The sequence below is a fragment of the Thermoactinomyces mirandus genome (genome assembly GCF_013868055.1).
In the GTDB taxonomy this organism is placed as follows: Bacteria; Bacillota; Bacilli; order Thermoactinomycetales; family Thermoactinomycetaceae; genus Thermoactinomyces; species Thermoactinomyces mirandus.
On sequence record NZ_JACEOL010000036.1, the window covers coordinates 44671 to 59630 of the forward strand.

The 14960-nt window shown below is 45.9% G+C and carries 18 protein-coding genes; 15 read left to right on the top strand and 3 right to left on the bottom strand.

All coding sequences use genetic code 11. The features are described 5' to 3' along the window. Positions 1-717, top strand: a complete 717-nt coding sequence (gene rsmG, locus H2C83_RS11450) for a 16S rRNA (guanine(527)-N(7))-methyltransferase RsmG (RefSeq protein ID WP_181740840.1) — start codon at positions 1-3, stop codon at positions 715-717. 59 nt (positions 718-776) lie between these two features. On the opposite strand, the gene H2C83_RS11455 is transcribed toward rsmG, so the two are convergent. Further along, positions 777-2216 carry a hypothetical protein gene (locus H2C83_RS11455; protein ID WP_181740842.1) on the bottom strand — a complete coding sequence of 480 codons (1440 nt, stop codon included), beginning with the start codon at positions 2214-2216 and terminating at the stop codon, positions 777-779. A gap of 180 nt (positions 2217-2396) precedes the next feature. Continuing rightward, a complete protein-coding gene (locus H2C83_RS11460) occupies positions 2397-3584 on the bottom strand; it encodes a ParM/StbA family protein (RefSeq protein WP_181740844.1) in 1188 nt (395 codons plus the stop codon). Positions 3585-4053: 469 nt separating this feature from the next. Between H2C83_RS11460 and noc the strand changes: the two genes are divergently transcribed. From noc to H2C83_RS11480, 5 genes are all read left to right on the top strand, one after another. Further along, on the top strand, positions 4054-4878 hold the full coding sequence (noc, locus tag H2C83_RS11465) for a nucleoid occlusion protein (protein ID WP_181740846.1): 825 nt from the start codon (positions 4054-4056) through the stop codon (positions 4876-4878). A 112-nt stretch (positions 4879-4990) separates the two neighbouring features. Next, positions 4991-5116 (top strand): hypothetical protein, encoded by a 126-nt coding sequence (locus H2C83_RS18155; RefSeq protein ID WP_281364146.1) that lies wholly within the window; start codon positions 4991-4993, stop codon positions 5114-5116. A 204-nt stretch (positions 5117-5320) separates the two neighbouring features. Next, the gene (locus H2C83_RS11470) at positions 5321-6088 is read left to right on the top strand and encodes a ParA family protein (protein ID WP_181740848.1); all 768 of its coding nucleotides are present in this window, start codon (positions 5321-5323) and stop codon (positions 6086-6088) included. Further along, positions 6078-6953 carry a ParB/RepB/Spo0J family partition protein gene (locus H2C83_RS11475; RefSeq protein WP_181740850.1) on the top strand — a complete coding sequence of 292 codons (876 nt, stop codon included), beginning with the start codon at positions 6078-6080 and terminating at the stop codon, positions 6951-6953. The genes H2C83_RS11470 and H2C83_RS11475 overlap by 11 nt, the downstream gene beginning before the upstream one ends. A gap of 19 nt (positions 6954-6972) precedes the next feature. Then, positions 6973-8112, top strand: a complete 1140-nt coding sequence (locus tag H2C83_RS11480) for an aminotransferase class V-fold PLP-dependent enzyme (protein WP_246333874.1) — start codon at positions 6973-6975, stop codon at positions 8110-8112. A gap of 103 nt (positions 8113-8215) precedes the next feature. Here H2C83_RS11480 and yyaC read toward each other — a convergent pair whose 3' ends face one another. Further along, positions 8216-8827 carry a spore protease YyaC gene (yyaC, locus tag H2C83_RS11485; protein WP_181740854.1) on the bottom strand — a complete coding sequence of 204 codons (612 nt, stop codon included), beginning with the start codon at positions 8825-8827 and terminating at the stop codon, positions 8216-8218. Positions 8828-9015: 188 nt separating this feature from the next. On the opposite strand from yyaC, the gene H2C83_RS11490 reads away from it, so the two are divergent. The 9 genes from H2C83_RS11490 (at position 9016) to H2C83_RS11525 (ending at position 14954) form a co-directional block, all read left to right on the top strand. Next, positions 9016-9642, top strand: a complete 627-nt coding sequence (locus tag H2C83_RS11490) for a lysophospholipid acyltransferase family protein (RefSeq protein ID WP_220184124.1) — start codon at positions 9016-9018, stop codon at positions 9640-9642. A gap of 50 nt (positions 9643-9692) precedes the next feature. Then, the gene (locus H2C83_RS11495; RefSeq protein ID WP_181740858.1) at positions 9693-9896 is read left to right on the top strand and encodes a DUF951 domain-containing protein; all 204 of its coding nucleotides are present in this window, start codon (positions 9693-9695) and stop codon (positions 9894-9896) included. Between the two features lie 155 nt (positions 9897-10051). Beyond that, the gene (gene ychF, locus H2C83_RS11500; RefSeq protein ID WP_181740860.1) at positions 10052-11152 is read left to right on the top strand and encodes a redox-regulated ATPase YchF; all 1101 of its coding nucleotides are present in this window, start codon (positions 10052-10054) and stop codon (positions 11150-11152) included. Positions 11153-11402: 250 nt separating this feature from the next. Next, a complete protein-coding gene (rpsF, locus tag H2C83_RS11505; RefSeq protein WP_181740862.1) occupies positions 11403-11708 on the top strand; it encodes a 30S ribosomal protein S6 in 306 nt (101 codons plus the stop codon). A 52-nt stretch (positions 11709-11760) separates the two neighbouring features. After that, a complete protein-coding gene (ssb, locus tag H2C83_RS11510; RefSeq protein WP_181740864.1) occupies positions 11761-12231 on the top strand; it encodes a single-stranded DNA-binding protein in 471 nt (156 codons plus the stop codon). 577 nt (positions 12232-12808) lie between these two features. Further along, the gene (locus tag H2C83_RS17400; RefSeq protein WP_220184125.1) at positions 12809-13438 is read left to right on the top strand and encodes a reverse transcriptase domain-containing protein; all 630 of its coding nucleotides are present in this window, start codon (positions 12809-12811) and stop codon (positions 13436-13438) included. A 250-nt stretch (positions 13439-13688) separates the two neighbouring features. Beyond that, positions 13689-14156, top strand: coding sequence for a group II intron maturase-specific domain-containing protein (locus tag H2C83_RS17410; protein WP_220184127.1), 468 nt, complete (start codon positions 13689-13691; stop codon positions 14154-14156). Between the two features lie 152 nt (positions 14157-14308). Then, positions 14309-14536, top strand: a complete 228-nt coding sequence (gene rpsR / locus H2C83_RS11520; RefSeq protein ID WP_033100473.1) for a 30S ribosomal protein S18 — start codon at positions 14309-14311, stop codon at positions 14534-14536. Positions 14537-14642: 106 nt separating this feature from the next. Beyond that, a complete protein-coding gene (locus H2C83_RS11525) occupies positions 14643-14954 on the top strand; it encodes a MazG-like family protein (protein WP_181740866.1) in 312 nt (103 codons plus the stop codon). Positions 14955-14960: the final 6 nt, after the last annotated feature.

The window sequence follows — 14960 nt, forward strand, 5'->3', positions numbered from 1 at the left end:
ATGTGGGGGAGTTGGTTGCAAAGGGAAGCAGCCGGGTTGGGGGTTCAACTGGCAGAGGAACAACTCGCCCGGTTTGCCAGGTATTACGAGCTCCTGGTGGAAAAAAACAAAGTAATGAACCTGACAGCGATTACGGAAGAAAAAGAGGTCTACATAAAACATTTTTTTGATTCCCTGACACTTGCCCGGGTTGTTGACCTCCATGCCGTAAAATCATGGATTGATGTGGGAACGGGGGCAGGATTCCCGGGAATAGCTGTTAAAATAGCATTTCCCCATTTGCATCTGGTCTTGCTGGATTCATTGAAAAAGCGGGTAACCTTTTTGCAGGAAGTTGCTCAGGAACTGGGACTGACGCAGGTGGAATGTATACATGGCCGGGCGGAAGACTTGGGGAAACACCCAAAGTATCGTCAGGCTTTTGAGCTGGCGACGGCCCGCGCGGTAGCCAGGTTGAATGTCCTGGCGGAATATTGCCTGCCGTTTGTCAAGGTTGGCGGGATTTTTGTCGCAATGAAAGGAACTGATGTATCCGAAGAAATGGAAGAAGCAGGTCAGGCCCTGAATATTCTCGGTAAAACAACTCTGGAAGTGACATCGTTTGCTTTGCCGGAAAACAGGGGGGGCCGTAATCTCTTGCTGATGAAAAAGCGGAATCAGACTCCCAAAGCCTATCCCCGCAAAGCGGGAACCCCGTCCAAACAACCGCTGTCCTGAAAGTTCCCATATAAAAAAAGCCGAACAGCTCTTTGTCCCGAGAGATTCGGCTTTTTTTGTTAACCCAGGTTATTGATCAGGTTATGCAATCCGCGCAAGGCAATTTTCCTCTTTTCGATTTTGTCTATTTCCTGACGCTTGCGGTTGTTTTGTGAGTATGGGGTCATGATTTCTTCCCATGAACTGTAACCGCCATATGCATCTTCCAACTCAATGTCATCTCGTTTCAAACCGGTTTCCGGGTCGTCATGTTCTGTTTTTTTTAGTGGATAATTGTTTTTTTTAGTGTTGTTTGTTTCATGGCTGAATGGTTGCATGCTTGGCTGCCCATTGGGAAATAAGGGATTTTGGTTATTCTCACCGGAAGGTTCATCAGGGAACAGGGAGTAACCTGACTGTTGCCGGTTTTTTTCCTTGATCTGGCGGGTTACCTTTTCAACCAGGGATTCACGCCTTTGCTTGAAACGGGTTTTTTTTGATGACCGGATCCGCCGACGCGGAGAAAAGGGTTCCAATGGAACCAGTTCATTCTGTTGCCGGTTTTCTGGTGTCTGTTCGTATAGTGAATGGTATGAATAATTTTGTAAGTCAGCTTCCGGTTCGGGGTAATCTGCTTTTGGCTCGAAATCATTCGGATAAAAATCCGGGTATGATTTTAACAGGTCATCTTGTGATGGATCATCAACCGTTGAAGAAGAATGGCTGATTTTATGGTTGACGGGTGATTCATCCGGATCCGGATCGATTACTTGCAGCCGTTTTGTTTTGCCAGACAGTTTTTTGCGCAATTTGCGCTCCCTTTCCCGATAGACCGGCTCCTGGCTTGTTTCCTTTTCTTCTTCATCCGGGAAAATCTTATTTCCCGAAAAAGTCGAATTCCAGTCGTTTTCCGGGTTGAAGTTTGAATCTTCCTCATCTTCCAGGTGGATTCGCTCCAACTGGTAAATCGGGTATTCTTCATCCGGTTCTGCGTGCTCCTGATAACTAAGCTTGTGTTTGCGACGCAGTGATTTTTTTCGAAAAGGGGTGCGCTCTCCAAAGAAGGAAAATGGAGGTTTGGCGTATTCCACCTGTTGCGCCTCGATAATTTCCAGTCCGTTTTCATTTGGACCCGGCTGTTCATGAGACGATTCTTGATAAAAGGAACCCATATCAAAGGATATTTCATCCTGTTCGGTTACTTGTTCCGATTTTGCCTGTTTTTTTACTTGCAGTGTGTATGTGTTTGTTTCCAGGTTTTCAGTATGTAATGTCTGTTTGCTGAGAATGATATCCCCGTCTTCCTGTCTGATGATATGCGTTTCCGTTTGCGAGGAGGGATCGCCAGTTTCGGCGGACTGCTGAACGGCATGCTGACTGATTAGTGTTGCAATCATTTCCGGTTTTAACTCGATATAATATGCCTTTTTTCCTTTTTCCCTGAGTGCTTCCACAGTTGCTTTCCCTGAGTTGCCCGTTCCGATGAGAATGCAATCGAATTGGGATTCAAATTCTAACATATACTCCCCCTCCTTAAGACCTCAGTCACCTGAATCCCTCTCAATCTTCTTTCTCAACTATTATCTCTTTTTTTTGAAACAATAGCTACCATTATTTTCGGTGATTTGACAGATTTCCACAATGGGATGATTCATGAAAAGTTTTCCCCCAAGGAATCCCTTGGGGGTTTTACAAGATGCTTATTTTTTCATCGGTTTGCGCTTTTTATTGTTGTTATCCCCATATTTGTCCGGGACGTTGAATTCCTGGTGAATGGAGGCTGCCGCTTCAACAGTTTCTTTTGAAGGAACGGTCCGTGCCTTTGACTGGGCAAACTTGCACAATCCAAAGCCATTGGCAAATTGTGCTTCAATTCCATAATCTTCGGCAAAGATCAGTTTATCGCCAAAGCGTTCGCGGTAGAACGGTTTAAACGGAATGGAGGCACCGCCGGTAAGGATGATGTAAGTGATATCATCACCGTAATCGAGACGGTTCCAAACTTCATCCACCAAAGCTTCGCCCACTTCCTTGATCGATTCCTGGACTATGGAGCTGATGTCATACGTTTTCCCCTTGAAACTGATTTCACCTGAGCGGACAATCCGGGGCAGGATCCAAAGCGGGTATTCCTTTCCGTTTCCTTCAGGGTCATTGGCCTGAGTAAATTCAAGCAGACGTTTGATCAATGCCTGATATACATTCAGCATGGCGTGGCGGGATGAAAAGCTTTGCCGCTTGATGATGGTTTCGCCGTGAAGGGTTTCAATGTCTGATGTGCCAAAGCCCAAATCGTTAATGCTTACTTTTTGGATAAACAGGTCTTCATTGAGCAGTTTTCCTTCACGGTCCAGGGCGATGTGAAACAGGGTGGCCATCGGCTGGCTGATGACGAACAGGTTTTCCTTTTTGATTTCAAATTCGATTTTGCGCCATGGCAAATTGCCCTGTTTTACTTCAAAGCTGTGCTTTCCGCTCAAGCGACGTTTCAGTTCCTCTTTGTAATCAATGTAGCTGTCCGTGGGCAATGCGACAGAAACGATCGGTTCCGTACTTCCCTGTAACATTAATCCTGTGCTGACACGAAACATGATTAAGTATTCCTTTTCCCGAAACCAGGTGGGACTAAAGAGGCGACGTTTATGCGAATCGAAAAGTTCATCATCGGCTGCCTGTTCGATTGCCAGTTTTCCACAGAACCATTCCTGATCCCCTTCATGTTCCCGATACATAATATTGTGGGGATCATTGTTATAAGTGATTTCCCCGACTCGATTGGGTACAACCATATTCCGGATAAACATTTTATAGAACTTTCCATTTGCTCTGGTAACAACTTTGGTTCCGTAATACCCTTGATCATTTCCTATGTACACAGGTACGCTCATTTTTTAGATATCCTCCTCAAGTGAATGAAATCCCCTTCTTCCCATGATTCTATCAATTGTGAAGGTAAAGGGTCAACAGAATAAAGTGAATCTCCAAAGTGTAATAAGATTGCATTTTAAAATCTAAAATCAATATATGAAAAGCATGTTTTTCGGAAAATAACTCCCGTTTTTTGGGTTGAAAAAAACGGCTGAAAAACGGACAATCTATAAAACTATTTTGTTCGAAGGTCAGGTTTCTGCTTGTTTTTCTTTTTTACAGTTTTGTGAAGAAAATATAATCCGTTATACTCCTCCTTGAGAATGATTTCCTTCTAATATCATACAATGAATCGTTTTATGTTCCACGTGAAACATGTGAATCTTTTTCTATAATATTGTGGATTGGCAGGTAGAAGCTTTAAAACAGCGAAATGGTATATTACAGGATCCAGCGACCAGAGTTGACCGTAAGGTGGTGTCTCTATCCATGAAAGAACCTTTTTCAAGGTTGTTTGGCTTGATCGACAAGGAACAGGAAGCGGAAACCGATCAAGTCAGGCAAATTTCGGTCGAAGCAATCAAGCCCAGCCCCTATCAACCCCGCACCATATTTAATGATGAAAGAATTGATGAACTGTGCCAAACCATACGGATGCATGGAGTAATTCAACCAGTAGTGGTGCGGCCCATGGGACGATATTATGAACTGATAGCTGGTGAGCGCCGCCTGCGCGCTGTGAAAAAACTGGGAATGTCCAAAATTCCTGTGGTGGTACGCAAAATGAGTGACAGCCAGGCAGCCGCTGCTTCACTGATTGAAAATTTACAGCGGGAGGGGTTGACCGCCATCGAAGAGGCGCTTGCCTATCAGCGGCTGATCGAGGTTCACCAGTTAACGCAGGAAAGTCTGGCACAGCGTCTTGGCAAAGGACAATCAACCATTGCCAATAAACTGAGGCTTTTGCAACTGCCTGAAAAGGTGCAGGCAGAATTGAAAAAACGGACAATCACCGAACGTCATGCACGGGCACTCCTTGCATTGAAAGAGGAATCTTTACAAAATCAAGTGTTGGATGAAATCCTGGCCCGGGACTGGAATGTGAAGCAGACGGAGGAACGGGTCAAGAAATTGCTGGAAGGCAAACCCAAAAAAAATACGGGAAAACGAAAGTCGGTAACACGCGATTTGCGGATTGCGATGAATACCATTCGGCAATCAGTGAATTTGGTAAAAAAAACGGGAATGGACGTTGTGATGGATGAAAAGGATCATGAAGATTTCCTTGAAGTCGTCATTCGTATTCCCAAGTAGTGATGAGGGCCAGGCTTGTCGATCAAGTTGAGGATGCGACTTGTGAAAGCGAAAGGATGTCAGTCGCCACAGAGCAGAAGCGGACACTTTCGGGGAAAACGGGCCAAACTGGTTGAGCGCAAGTGAATGGCAAGCCCATATAAAAGCGAATGCTGAAACGTTTGATTTTTCCTTGCAGAGCGGAGCCGGAACGGCATCCGAAAAAACGTCTTCTTCCAGGGGGCTTTCTATAGTCTGATGAGATCTGTTCTCTTCATGATGTGCCTGGTTTTTCTTTTATCTTTTTTTCTCCTTATTTTATCATTAAAATAAAAAGAGAAGAGAATTGGATCATGAGGCAACTTTGGCCTCTTTTTCTTTTACGTTTGGCGGGGAGTACATAGTTCGTTGATGTAGCCTGGTCTTTGGACGATAAAAAGTTCGATAAAAATGAGGTGGGAAGATGGGTAGAATTATTGCAGTTGCGAACCAAAAAGGAGGCGTAGGTAAAACCACGACATCCATTAACCTGGCTGCAGCAATGGCAGCAATGGGGAAAGGGGTTTTGCTGGTTGATATTGATCCGCAGGGGAACACCACCAGTGGTCTGGGAATCAATAAAGCTGATGTGAAACAGTGTGTCTATAATGTTCTGATTGATGAAGTGCCGGCTGAACAGGTCGTTTTGCCTACCGTAGTGGATCGTTTGCATATTATACCTGCCACGATCCAGCTGGCCGGCGTAGAAATAGAACTGTCCCAGGCAATTTCCCGGGAATTGCGTTTGAAAAGATCCTTGCAAACCATACAATTTGATTATGACTATATTTTTGTAGATTGCCCGCCATCCTTGGGAATTATTACCTTGAACGCCTTGACGGCAGCCAGGTCTGTGCTGATTCCGATCCAATGCGAGTTTTATGCTTTGGAAGGGCTGGGACAGCTTCTTAATACAATACGTATAGTGCAAAAACATCTGAATAAGGGTCTGGAGATTGAAGGGGTCTTGTTGACAATGTTTGACGGGCGCACCAATCTTTCTGTACAGGTCATGGAAGAAGTGAAGAAATATTTCCAACAGAAAGTTTATGAGACAGTCATTCCCCGGAATGTTCGTCTCAGTGAAGCGCCCAGTCATGGAAAACCCATCATCAGTTATGATCCCCGTTCCCGGGGAGCTGAGTGTTATAAACAACTGGCCAAAGAAGTGGTGATGCATAATGAGCAATAGCCAAAAAGGACTGGGTCGCGGATTGGGAGCATTGTTCAGCCAGGTTGAGGTGAATATGACAAGCGGGGAAGAAAACATCAATGAAGCGGAGATTTCAGAGTTACGCACCAATCCCTATCAGCCACGAAAAGAGTTTGATCCGGAATCGCTCAAAGAGTTGGCCGAGTCCATCAAAAAACATGGTGTCGTTCAACCATTGATTGTACGAAAGAGCATTCGCGGGTATGAGATTGTTGCAGGTGAACGTAGATTCCGTGCTGCCAGGGAAGCCGGATTGGAGCGGGTGCCTGTTGTGGTACGGGAATTTACGGATGAACAGATGATGGAAATCGCGTTGGTGGAAAATTTGCAGCGTGAAGACCTGAATCCGATGGAAATTGCCCACGCCTACCAAAAATTGATGAATCATTTGTCCATCAAACAGGAAGAACTGGCAGCGCGCGTGGGGAAAAGCCGTCCTCATGTTGCCAATTTCCTGCGTTTGCTTCAATTGCCTCCGGAAGTGCAGGAAGATGTTTCACGTGGAACATTGACGATGGGTCATGCGCGGGCCTTACTGGGAGTAAAAGATCGGGAATTGTTAAAAAAACTGGCGGAAAAGGTGAAAAAGGAAAAACCCAGTGTTCGGCAGCTGGAAGAATGGGTGCAAAAGCTGAATCAACAGCCGGTTGCCCGGAAAGAGAAGAAGAAGGAGAAAGCAAATCCTTATTTCAAACGTTATGAAGATATGCTGCAGCAGGTTTTCAGCACACCGGTACGTATTAAACATGGAAAGAAAAAAGGTAAAATAGAAATTGAATATTATTCGGAACGGGAATTGGAACGTTTGATCGAAATGTTAAATCAGGAACGGGTAATTGAGTAGCTGTCAAAGGAGAATGGACATGATTTATTTGGATAATGCTGCTTCAAGCTGGCCAAAGCCTCCCGAAGTGGCTGAAGCGGTAAAACAGGCCATTGAGGATGCGGGTGCCAATCCGGGGCGGGGAGGGCATCAGCTTGCCAGAAAAGCAGAAGGGATTATAGATCGGACAAGGGGCCAGCTGGCTGAATTATTTGATGTGCGGGACGCGCAACATTTATTTTTCTGTTTTCATACCACTCATGCGATCAATCAGGCGATCAAAGGATTACTGGATGAAGGAGACCACTTGATCATTACGGGGTGGGAGCACAATGCCGTTGCGCGTCCTGCTTTCTGGTTGCAGGAAAATTCCGGAGTGGATGTAAGTATTGTGGATGTAGGCTCAGGAAAAGACTGGGTATCGGCAATTAAAAAAGAGGTACGTTCCAATACCCGTTTAATTGTGACCATCCATGGGTCCAACGTGACGGGAGAATGCCTGCCGGTGCTGGAGATTGGAGAATATGCCCGCCAACGGGGAATCTATTATCTGGTAGATGCCGCCCAGACTGCGGGATTATATCCCTATCAACTGGACCGGATGCCGATTGACCTGCTGGCTTTCCCGGGACATAAAGGTTTGTTTGGGCCTCAGGGGACGGGCGGGTTGTATACTGCTCCCCATGTTCCGCTTCGCCCTTTGTTTCAGGGGGGGACGGGTACAAAATCAGAAGATGTAAAGCAGCCGTTGAACCGGCCGACTGGTTTTGAAAGCGGAACTCCCAATACTCCGGGAATTGCGGGCCTGGGGAAAGGAGTCGAGTTTTTGCTCAAAGTCGGGATCGATTCTGTCTATGAACATGAGAAAGCATTGACAAAACGCCTGTGGGAAGGTTTACGTGAAATTGAGGAGGTCCAACTGGTTACGGATCAGCTGCCCCAACTTCCTGTTGTTTCGTTGAATATCCGCGGTGTCGATGCAAATGAAGTCGCCGTGATTCTGGATCAGCATTATCAGATGGCTGTGCGGGCAGGCTTCCATTGCGCGGCATTAAGGCATCGCGGGTTAAAAACGGACGCCGGAGCGGTACGGGTGAGTCCGGGGTATTTTAATACAGAGGATGAAATCGATCAGTTTGTTGGTGCGATCAGGGAAATTTCCCGGGCGTACTCCCTTTAAGCGGTGAATAGTCTGTACCGGCAAGTACGGATCGCAAGAAAAAATTCCTGTGATGTGGAAACAGGAACTGTCAGGGTTGCGGATAATCCACTGCAACCCTGATTTATTGGGGAAGGATACGGTTTTTCCGGTCTGTGAGGGAGATCGTCTGCACAGCTTGTCTGATGGAAGCTGAAATAAATTGGGCCATTTTTATGACCAAGTTAAGCCGTGTGTTTTGCAGGACAAAGTATTCCATAAATCCAGCGACATTTACAATCCCTGTAATGTGAATCTGGCCCACTTCGGGCAGTTTTTTGTTGACACCTGCTCCTGGACGGATGGGTCCCAATCCTGCCTGGACCCAGCCGACGCTTTTCATTTTTCCAAGGCATGCATCTACCGCCATAATCAGCGCCCGGGGATGGGTATACGCTATCTTTGAAATGGTTTGTTCCAGGTTTAGCGCATGGACAGGAGCATCCAGAGTTCCGTAAACCGTCATGGACGGGGGCAGGTCCTTTTCCAGAAAAGTGCCGACCAACGGACCCAGGGCGTCACCCGTTGAACGATCCGTGCCAATGGATACGCAAACTACTTCTTCATAGGAAGGAAAAGTATCCATCAATTTCTGCAACTGGTTTGAAAAGCGGTTTATGCCATATGGATCATTGTATTCCACTCGAAAAAGTTGAAAATTCTTTTTGGGCAATCGGGGAGTAATCGATTCATGCATTGGGACAACCCCTTTCTTCCGTCCAAACTCCTTAATCAGTATACGGCTGAATAAGAGAAAATATACATCGGTTAAAAGATTGTGAGAAAGGCTCCGGTTCAGGAAAATTTGATTATAATGAAATGGGGAAGACGTTTGTTTGCCCGGCCAGCCGTTTTTCTAAACTGGAAGGAACGGGGAGGTTCAAAGTGCTTTACACATTGTTAAAACAGTTGGTGCGAATGTTTTTAAAGGGGTACCATCGAATTCAGGTTTCCGGAAAGGATCTGGTCCCAACAGAAAAGGCTTTCATATTGGTTGGAAACCATGTCAGTTATTTAGATCCGTTTTACATCTCTGCCATGTTGGAACGGAGAATTCATTTCATGGCTAAAGCAGAGGCGTTTCGTCCTTTGCTTTTTCGCCTGTTTCTCCGCTTTGCGGAGGCTTTCCCTGTGAGTCGGGGAAAAACGGACTTGAATTCCATCCGGACGGCAATGTCCTATTTGAAACAGGGGGAAGCGGTTGGCATTTTTCCGGAAGGAAAAATCAAAGGGGACAATTCGTTTGAAGAATTGAAACAGGGCGCTGCCTATTTGGCGGTGCGTGCTCGTTGCCCGATTATTCCCGTTTTTATCGATGGAACCGAAAAAGCGTTGCCTTCCGGCAGCTTCTGGATTCGTCCGGTACCCGTTTCAATCCGGATTGGCAGACCGATTTTCCCCTCCGAAAAAGGAAAGAGCAAAGAAAATCAGTCTGACTTAAGCCGCCGGATTCAACAGGCACTTTTAGCCTTGAAAGAACAGGCACAACTAAAAAAACTGGTTGAATTCTAATGAGTTCCTTTCTATAATGAAGCAATAAATAGTAAAGAGAGTGATTCCTATTGCAGAAAAAACCATTTGGTTTAGGGGATATTGTTGAAATGAAGAAGCCCCATCCATGTGGAACAAATGCCTGGAAAGTAATTCGAATGGGTGCGGATATCCGGATAAAATGTACAGGATGCGAACACAGTGTTTTATTGCCACGAAGTCGATTTGAAAAGAGAATGAAGCGGATCCTGGTTTCAGCAAACGAGCCGGAATGAGTTGGACGGTACCTCTCTCTTGTTTGCCATTCATGAGAGAGGTTTTTCTTATGCCGGATGGAAGTAAATCAGGGTTTTCGTTATAATTAACGGGGATTAATGAGAATCAGTGACTGAGTCAGTTATGATTTTATAAAGAGCAAGGAGGAGCCAATGTGGCGTTAGCAACAGGAATTGTCGGATTGCCCAATGTAGGGAAATCTACTTTATTCAATGCAATCACCCAGGCAGGAGCCGAATCGGCAAACTATCCATTTTGTACGATTGACCCGAATGTGGGAGTCGTGGATGTACCTGATGAACGGTTGGAAAAAATAGCGGAAATTGTCCATCCGCAGAAGATTACCCCTACTTCCTTTCGTTTTGTGGATATTGCCGGGCTTGTAAAGGGAGCAAGCCAGGGAGAAGGACTGGGAAACAAGTTTTTGTCCCATATTCGTGAAGTGGACGCCATTATTCATGTCGTTCGGTGTTTCGAAGATGAGAACATTACCCATGTGGCAGGGAAAATGAATCCGGCGGGTGATATTGAAACGATTAACCTGGAACTGGTACTTGCCGATCTGGAAACGGTGGAGAAGCGGTTGGACCGGGTGGCCCGCACCAGAAAAAGCGGCGATAAAGAGGCGATCCATGAGTATGACATTCTGGTGCGCCTGCAAAAAGCGCTGGCAGACGGAAAGCCGGCCAGATCAGTGGAACTGGATGCAGACGAGAGAAAAACCATCAAAAGCCTCAACCTGCTCACCCTGAAAAATATGCTTTATGCGGCCAACGTCAGTGAATCGGATATAGCTCATCCTGAAGAAAACCCTTATGTGCAACAGGTGATGGAAATCGCCGCGGAAGAGGGAGCGGAAGTTGTCCCCATCAGCGCCCAGGTGGAAGCTGAAATTGTTGAACTTGAAGGAGAAGAACGAAAGATGTTTTTCGAAGAGCTGGGGCTGAAGTCTTCGGGGCTGGACCGGTTGGTTGCTGCGGCCTACCGTTTGCTGGGGCTGATTACTTATTTTACTGCCGGTGAAAAGGAAGTGCGCGCCTGGACGATTCGCGAGGGAACAAAAGCTCCTCAGGCAGCCGGAGTGATTCATACCGATTTTGAACGGGGGTTTATCCGGGCTGAGGTCATGTCTTATGCCGATCTGATGTCGGCTGGATCGGTGGCGGGCGCCCGCGAAAAAGGATTGCTTCGTCTGGAAGGAAAAGATTATATAGTCCAGGACGGAGATATCATTACATTCCGTTTCAATGTCTAAACAGTGCAACAGGTTTTGCAGGAAATTCGGAAAAAAAAGGGCTTGCCGGGTTTATGACAGAGCGGTTATCCTTTCAACCATCTCTTCCATTATATGGAGAGATGAAAAATTTCGTGGCGAAACATGACGAGTGATTGATTTATGACAGCGGCTTTGCTAGAATTAATTATCGTACATGTATATATCAATGTGTATGCCCCTTGCTCTGCAAAGAAAGCAGGGCCGAAAGTCCAGAAGGAGGTGTAAAGAGATGCAACACAACTATGAATTGATGTTTATCATTCGTCCGGATGTTGATGAAGAAACCGTGGCAGCTACCCGCGAGAAAGTTTCTGCAACGATTACCGAAAAAAACGGCGAGATCGTAGATACGGATGATATGGGCAAACGCCGCCTTGCGTACGAAATTGACCGTTATCGCGAAGGAATCTATACCGTTGTGAACTTCAAGGCGGAAGCGGATGTTGTGAAAGAACTCGATTATGTGATTGGCATCAACGATCACATCATGCGTCACATGATCATCAATGTCGATGAAAAATATGCAAAGCAATAAGATAGATCCAAGGCTGATCATTTTAAAGGGATTATAAAGGGAGAGGTTTTTCATGATAAATCGGGTCATCCTGGTCGGACGTTTGACGCGCGATCCAGAACTTCGTTATACCCCCAGCGGGATTGCCGTAACGAGATTTAATGTCGCTGTGAACCGGAATTACACCAACCAGCATGGTGAGCGTGAAGCAGATTTCATCAATATTGTAACCTGGAGGAATCTGGCCGAAAACTGCGCCAATTATTTGCACAAAGGATCATTGGTGGGAATTGATGGCCGCTTGCAGACTGGAAAGTATGAAAACCAGGAAGGACGCATGGTTTACACAACCGATGTCGTAGCGGAAGATGTCCGATTCCTGGAGCCGAAGAGCCGTAATCCTGAATCGTCGGGCAATTTTTCCGGCAGTAGTTATGGCGGCAGCAGCGGCAACCGGAACGGAAATCGCAACAAGCCCATGGATGACCCCTTTGCCGATGACGGACAACCGATTGATATCTCTGATGATGATCTTCCTTTCTGATCGCTCCGCATAGCTGCGCTTATCCTAGCGGGCGAAAGTCCCGCCCTAACAATTGACCAGTTCGGTTAGGTAGCTATGGTGTACGTATGGTGGAGTAATCCACCATACGGAAGCAACACCGACTAACGTGGTTCCGGTTGGCTAGGCTCTTGCCTTGTCATGACCCAGTCAGTGAACGCGAGCAAACCTACAGCCCGTAACGTAAGTGAACTCCATAAGTGTCGTTAAGGTCAACCCAACGGATATAACTGGGAGAGTTGGGATAGAGCCGAGTCTTTAGAACGGGGACGAAGGCTGGCATGGTTGCTGGATTAACTGGTCACGTGAAAGCAACCAAGGCTCTCGGCATATAGGGGATGGGATGTAGGGAAGGGTAAACGCGGAACGGAGGAGACCCCGTTTTGTCTAGGAACTCCCTGCCTAGTAAGGTTAGATATAAGGTTGAGTGCCGAAATTCTAACTAATGCAAGACTGGGGAGTCGGAGGGGTTCATAGTACCTATGATGGATGAGACAACAAAACTCATTCTAGGGAAGGAACCTTACCTCTACCCTACTTGCTATGGGAGAGGAACTGGATGATTGCCAAGAAGGCTATACACATCCCATTAGAAAAGGTTCGAGTATTTCAAAGCAAGTTATACCGATCAGCTAAGGAAGACCCGAAGCGTAAGTTTGGAGTTCTCTATGACAAAATTTATCGTATGGATTTCCTGTGGCAAGCATGGCTTAATGTCCGGGCTAACAAGGGATCAGCGGGGATAGACAACCAGACCATTCAGGACGTGGAGGAATACGGGGTACACAGGCTGTTAGAGCAAATACAATTCCTCTTAAAAGAGAAAAGGTATAATCCAAAGGCTGTACTTAGGGTATACATTCCCAAACCGAATGGCAAACAAAGACCATTAGGCATCCCTACGGTCCCAGACCGTATTGTTCAGGCATCAGCGAAGCTGGCTTTAGAGCCTATCTTTGAAGCTGATTTTGCAGATTTCTCATATGGTTTTAGACCTAAGAGAAATGCACATGATGCCCTGCGGGAAGTTTACAAATGGTTGAATTTTGGTTGCCATTGGGTGGTAGATGTTGATCTCAAAGAGTACTTCGATACGATTCTCATAACAGACTATTGGCTTTGGTTAGAGAGAGAATCACGGATAAAGCGGTCATTAAACTGCTTAAAATGTGGCTTTCAGCAGGTGTGATGGAAGAGGGAAGGACGGTTAAATCTTCCCTAGGTACACCCCAAGGGGGTGTTATCTCTCCACTCCTTGCAAACATCTATCTCAATGCACTTGATCGGCTCTGGATAAACAAAGGATAGGGTAGCAAACGGGAACATGATGCCCGTCTTGTCCGCTATGCAGATGACTTTGTCATCTTATGCAAATGTAACCCTAAGAAATACTTTCAGATCGCCAAACAGCGACTTGAAAGTTATCCCTTACGGTTAACTTGGACAAGACAAGAATAGTTAAGGCTGACGAAGGTTTTGACTTTCTTGGGCACACATTCCGTCGGGTTCCGTCTCGAAAAGACAGTAAACTAAGGACCTACTATTATCCTTCGGATAAAGCCATGAAAACTGTCAAGAAGAAAGTAAAGGAGATTATTAAGCACTCCTCTCACTTACATCTCCCTGATCTGGTAGACAGGTTAAACCCTGTTCTTAAAAGATGGGGAAATTACTTCAAAACAGGAAATGCCAAGGTACGATTCGATGAAATAGATAAATACGTGACTTACAACCTCACCATCATGCTTCATTTCGGAAGAAACACAAGAAAAGAGCAAAGGGATGGAAGGAACATCCTCCCTCATGGTATTACGATTTCCATAAGCTTGTATGTTTACGGAAGATGTGTACCAACATCGGTTCGGGTGCTAAGCGATACAGGAAATGAAGGTAAATTCTTCTCTTGATTTCGCCGTAATGCTGACGGAAGAAGGTAGTTGGAAAGCCGTATGAGGGAAAACCTCACGTATGGTTTGACGAGGGGTTTCTGGGGAGATAACGTCAAACCAGCGACCTACTCTACAATGGTCGAAACTGTTAAAGGAGGAGGAAACACCAAATGGCACGTCGCCGTGGAAACAAACGCCGTAAAGTCTGTTACTTTACCGTGAACAAAATCGATTATATCGATTACAAAGACGTAGATTTATTGCGAAAGTTCATCAGTGAACGCGGGAAAATCTTGCCCCGCCGTGTGACAGGGACCAGCTCAAAATACCAGCGCCAGTTGACTCGTGCAATTAAACGGGCACGTCAAATGGCCTTGTTGCCATATACCAATGACTGATTGATGCAGGGGTGGGAGGACACCCCTGTTTTTCGTATGAAAAGAAGGAATTTGAGAAGAAGGTGTGGAAGCTTCTCCTTAATATGTTGTTGGAGGAGTGCAACCTATGAGTCGGCCTGAACGGGGATTAAAAATTGCCAAGAGCATAAAAATCGTCGATTGGCTGAAAATTGAAATCCTGGACCAGATTTCGGCTTTGTTTCGGGGAATCCATTCAGCCAATCAGCATTTGATGATAGATAGCTTGTCCAGCCTGGTTATTTCCGTCTACGTGTTGGCCCGGCGTATGGGTTTTTCATTTCGGGAACTGGATCAGTCGGTGTCGCAAAAGTTGCGTGAACATGCCCGTGAAGGTCATCAACTGGAAGAGTGGTATGGTGACCTCTCGCAATTGGATGATTATCTAAACAAGAGGTGACAGATG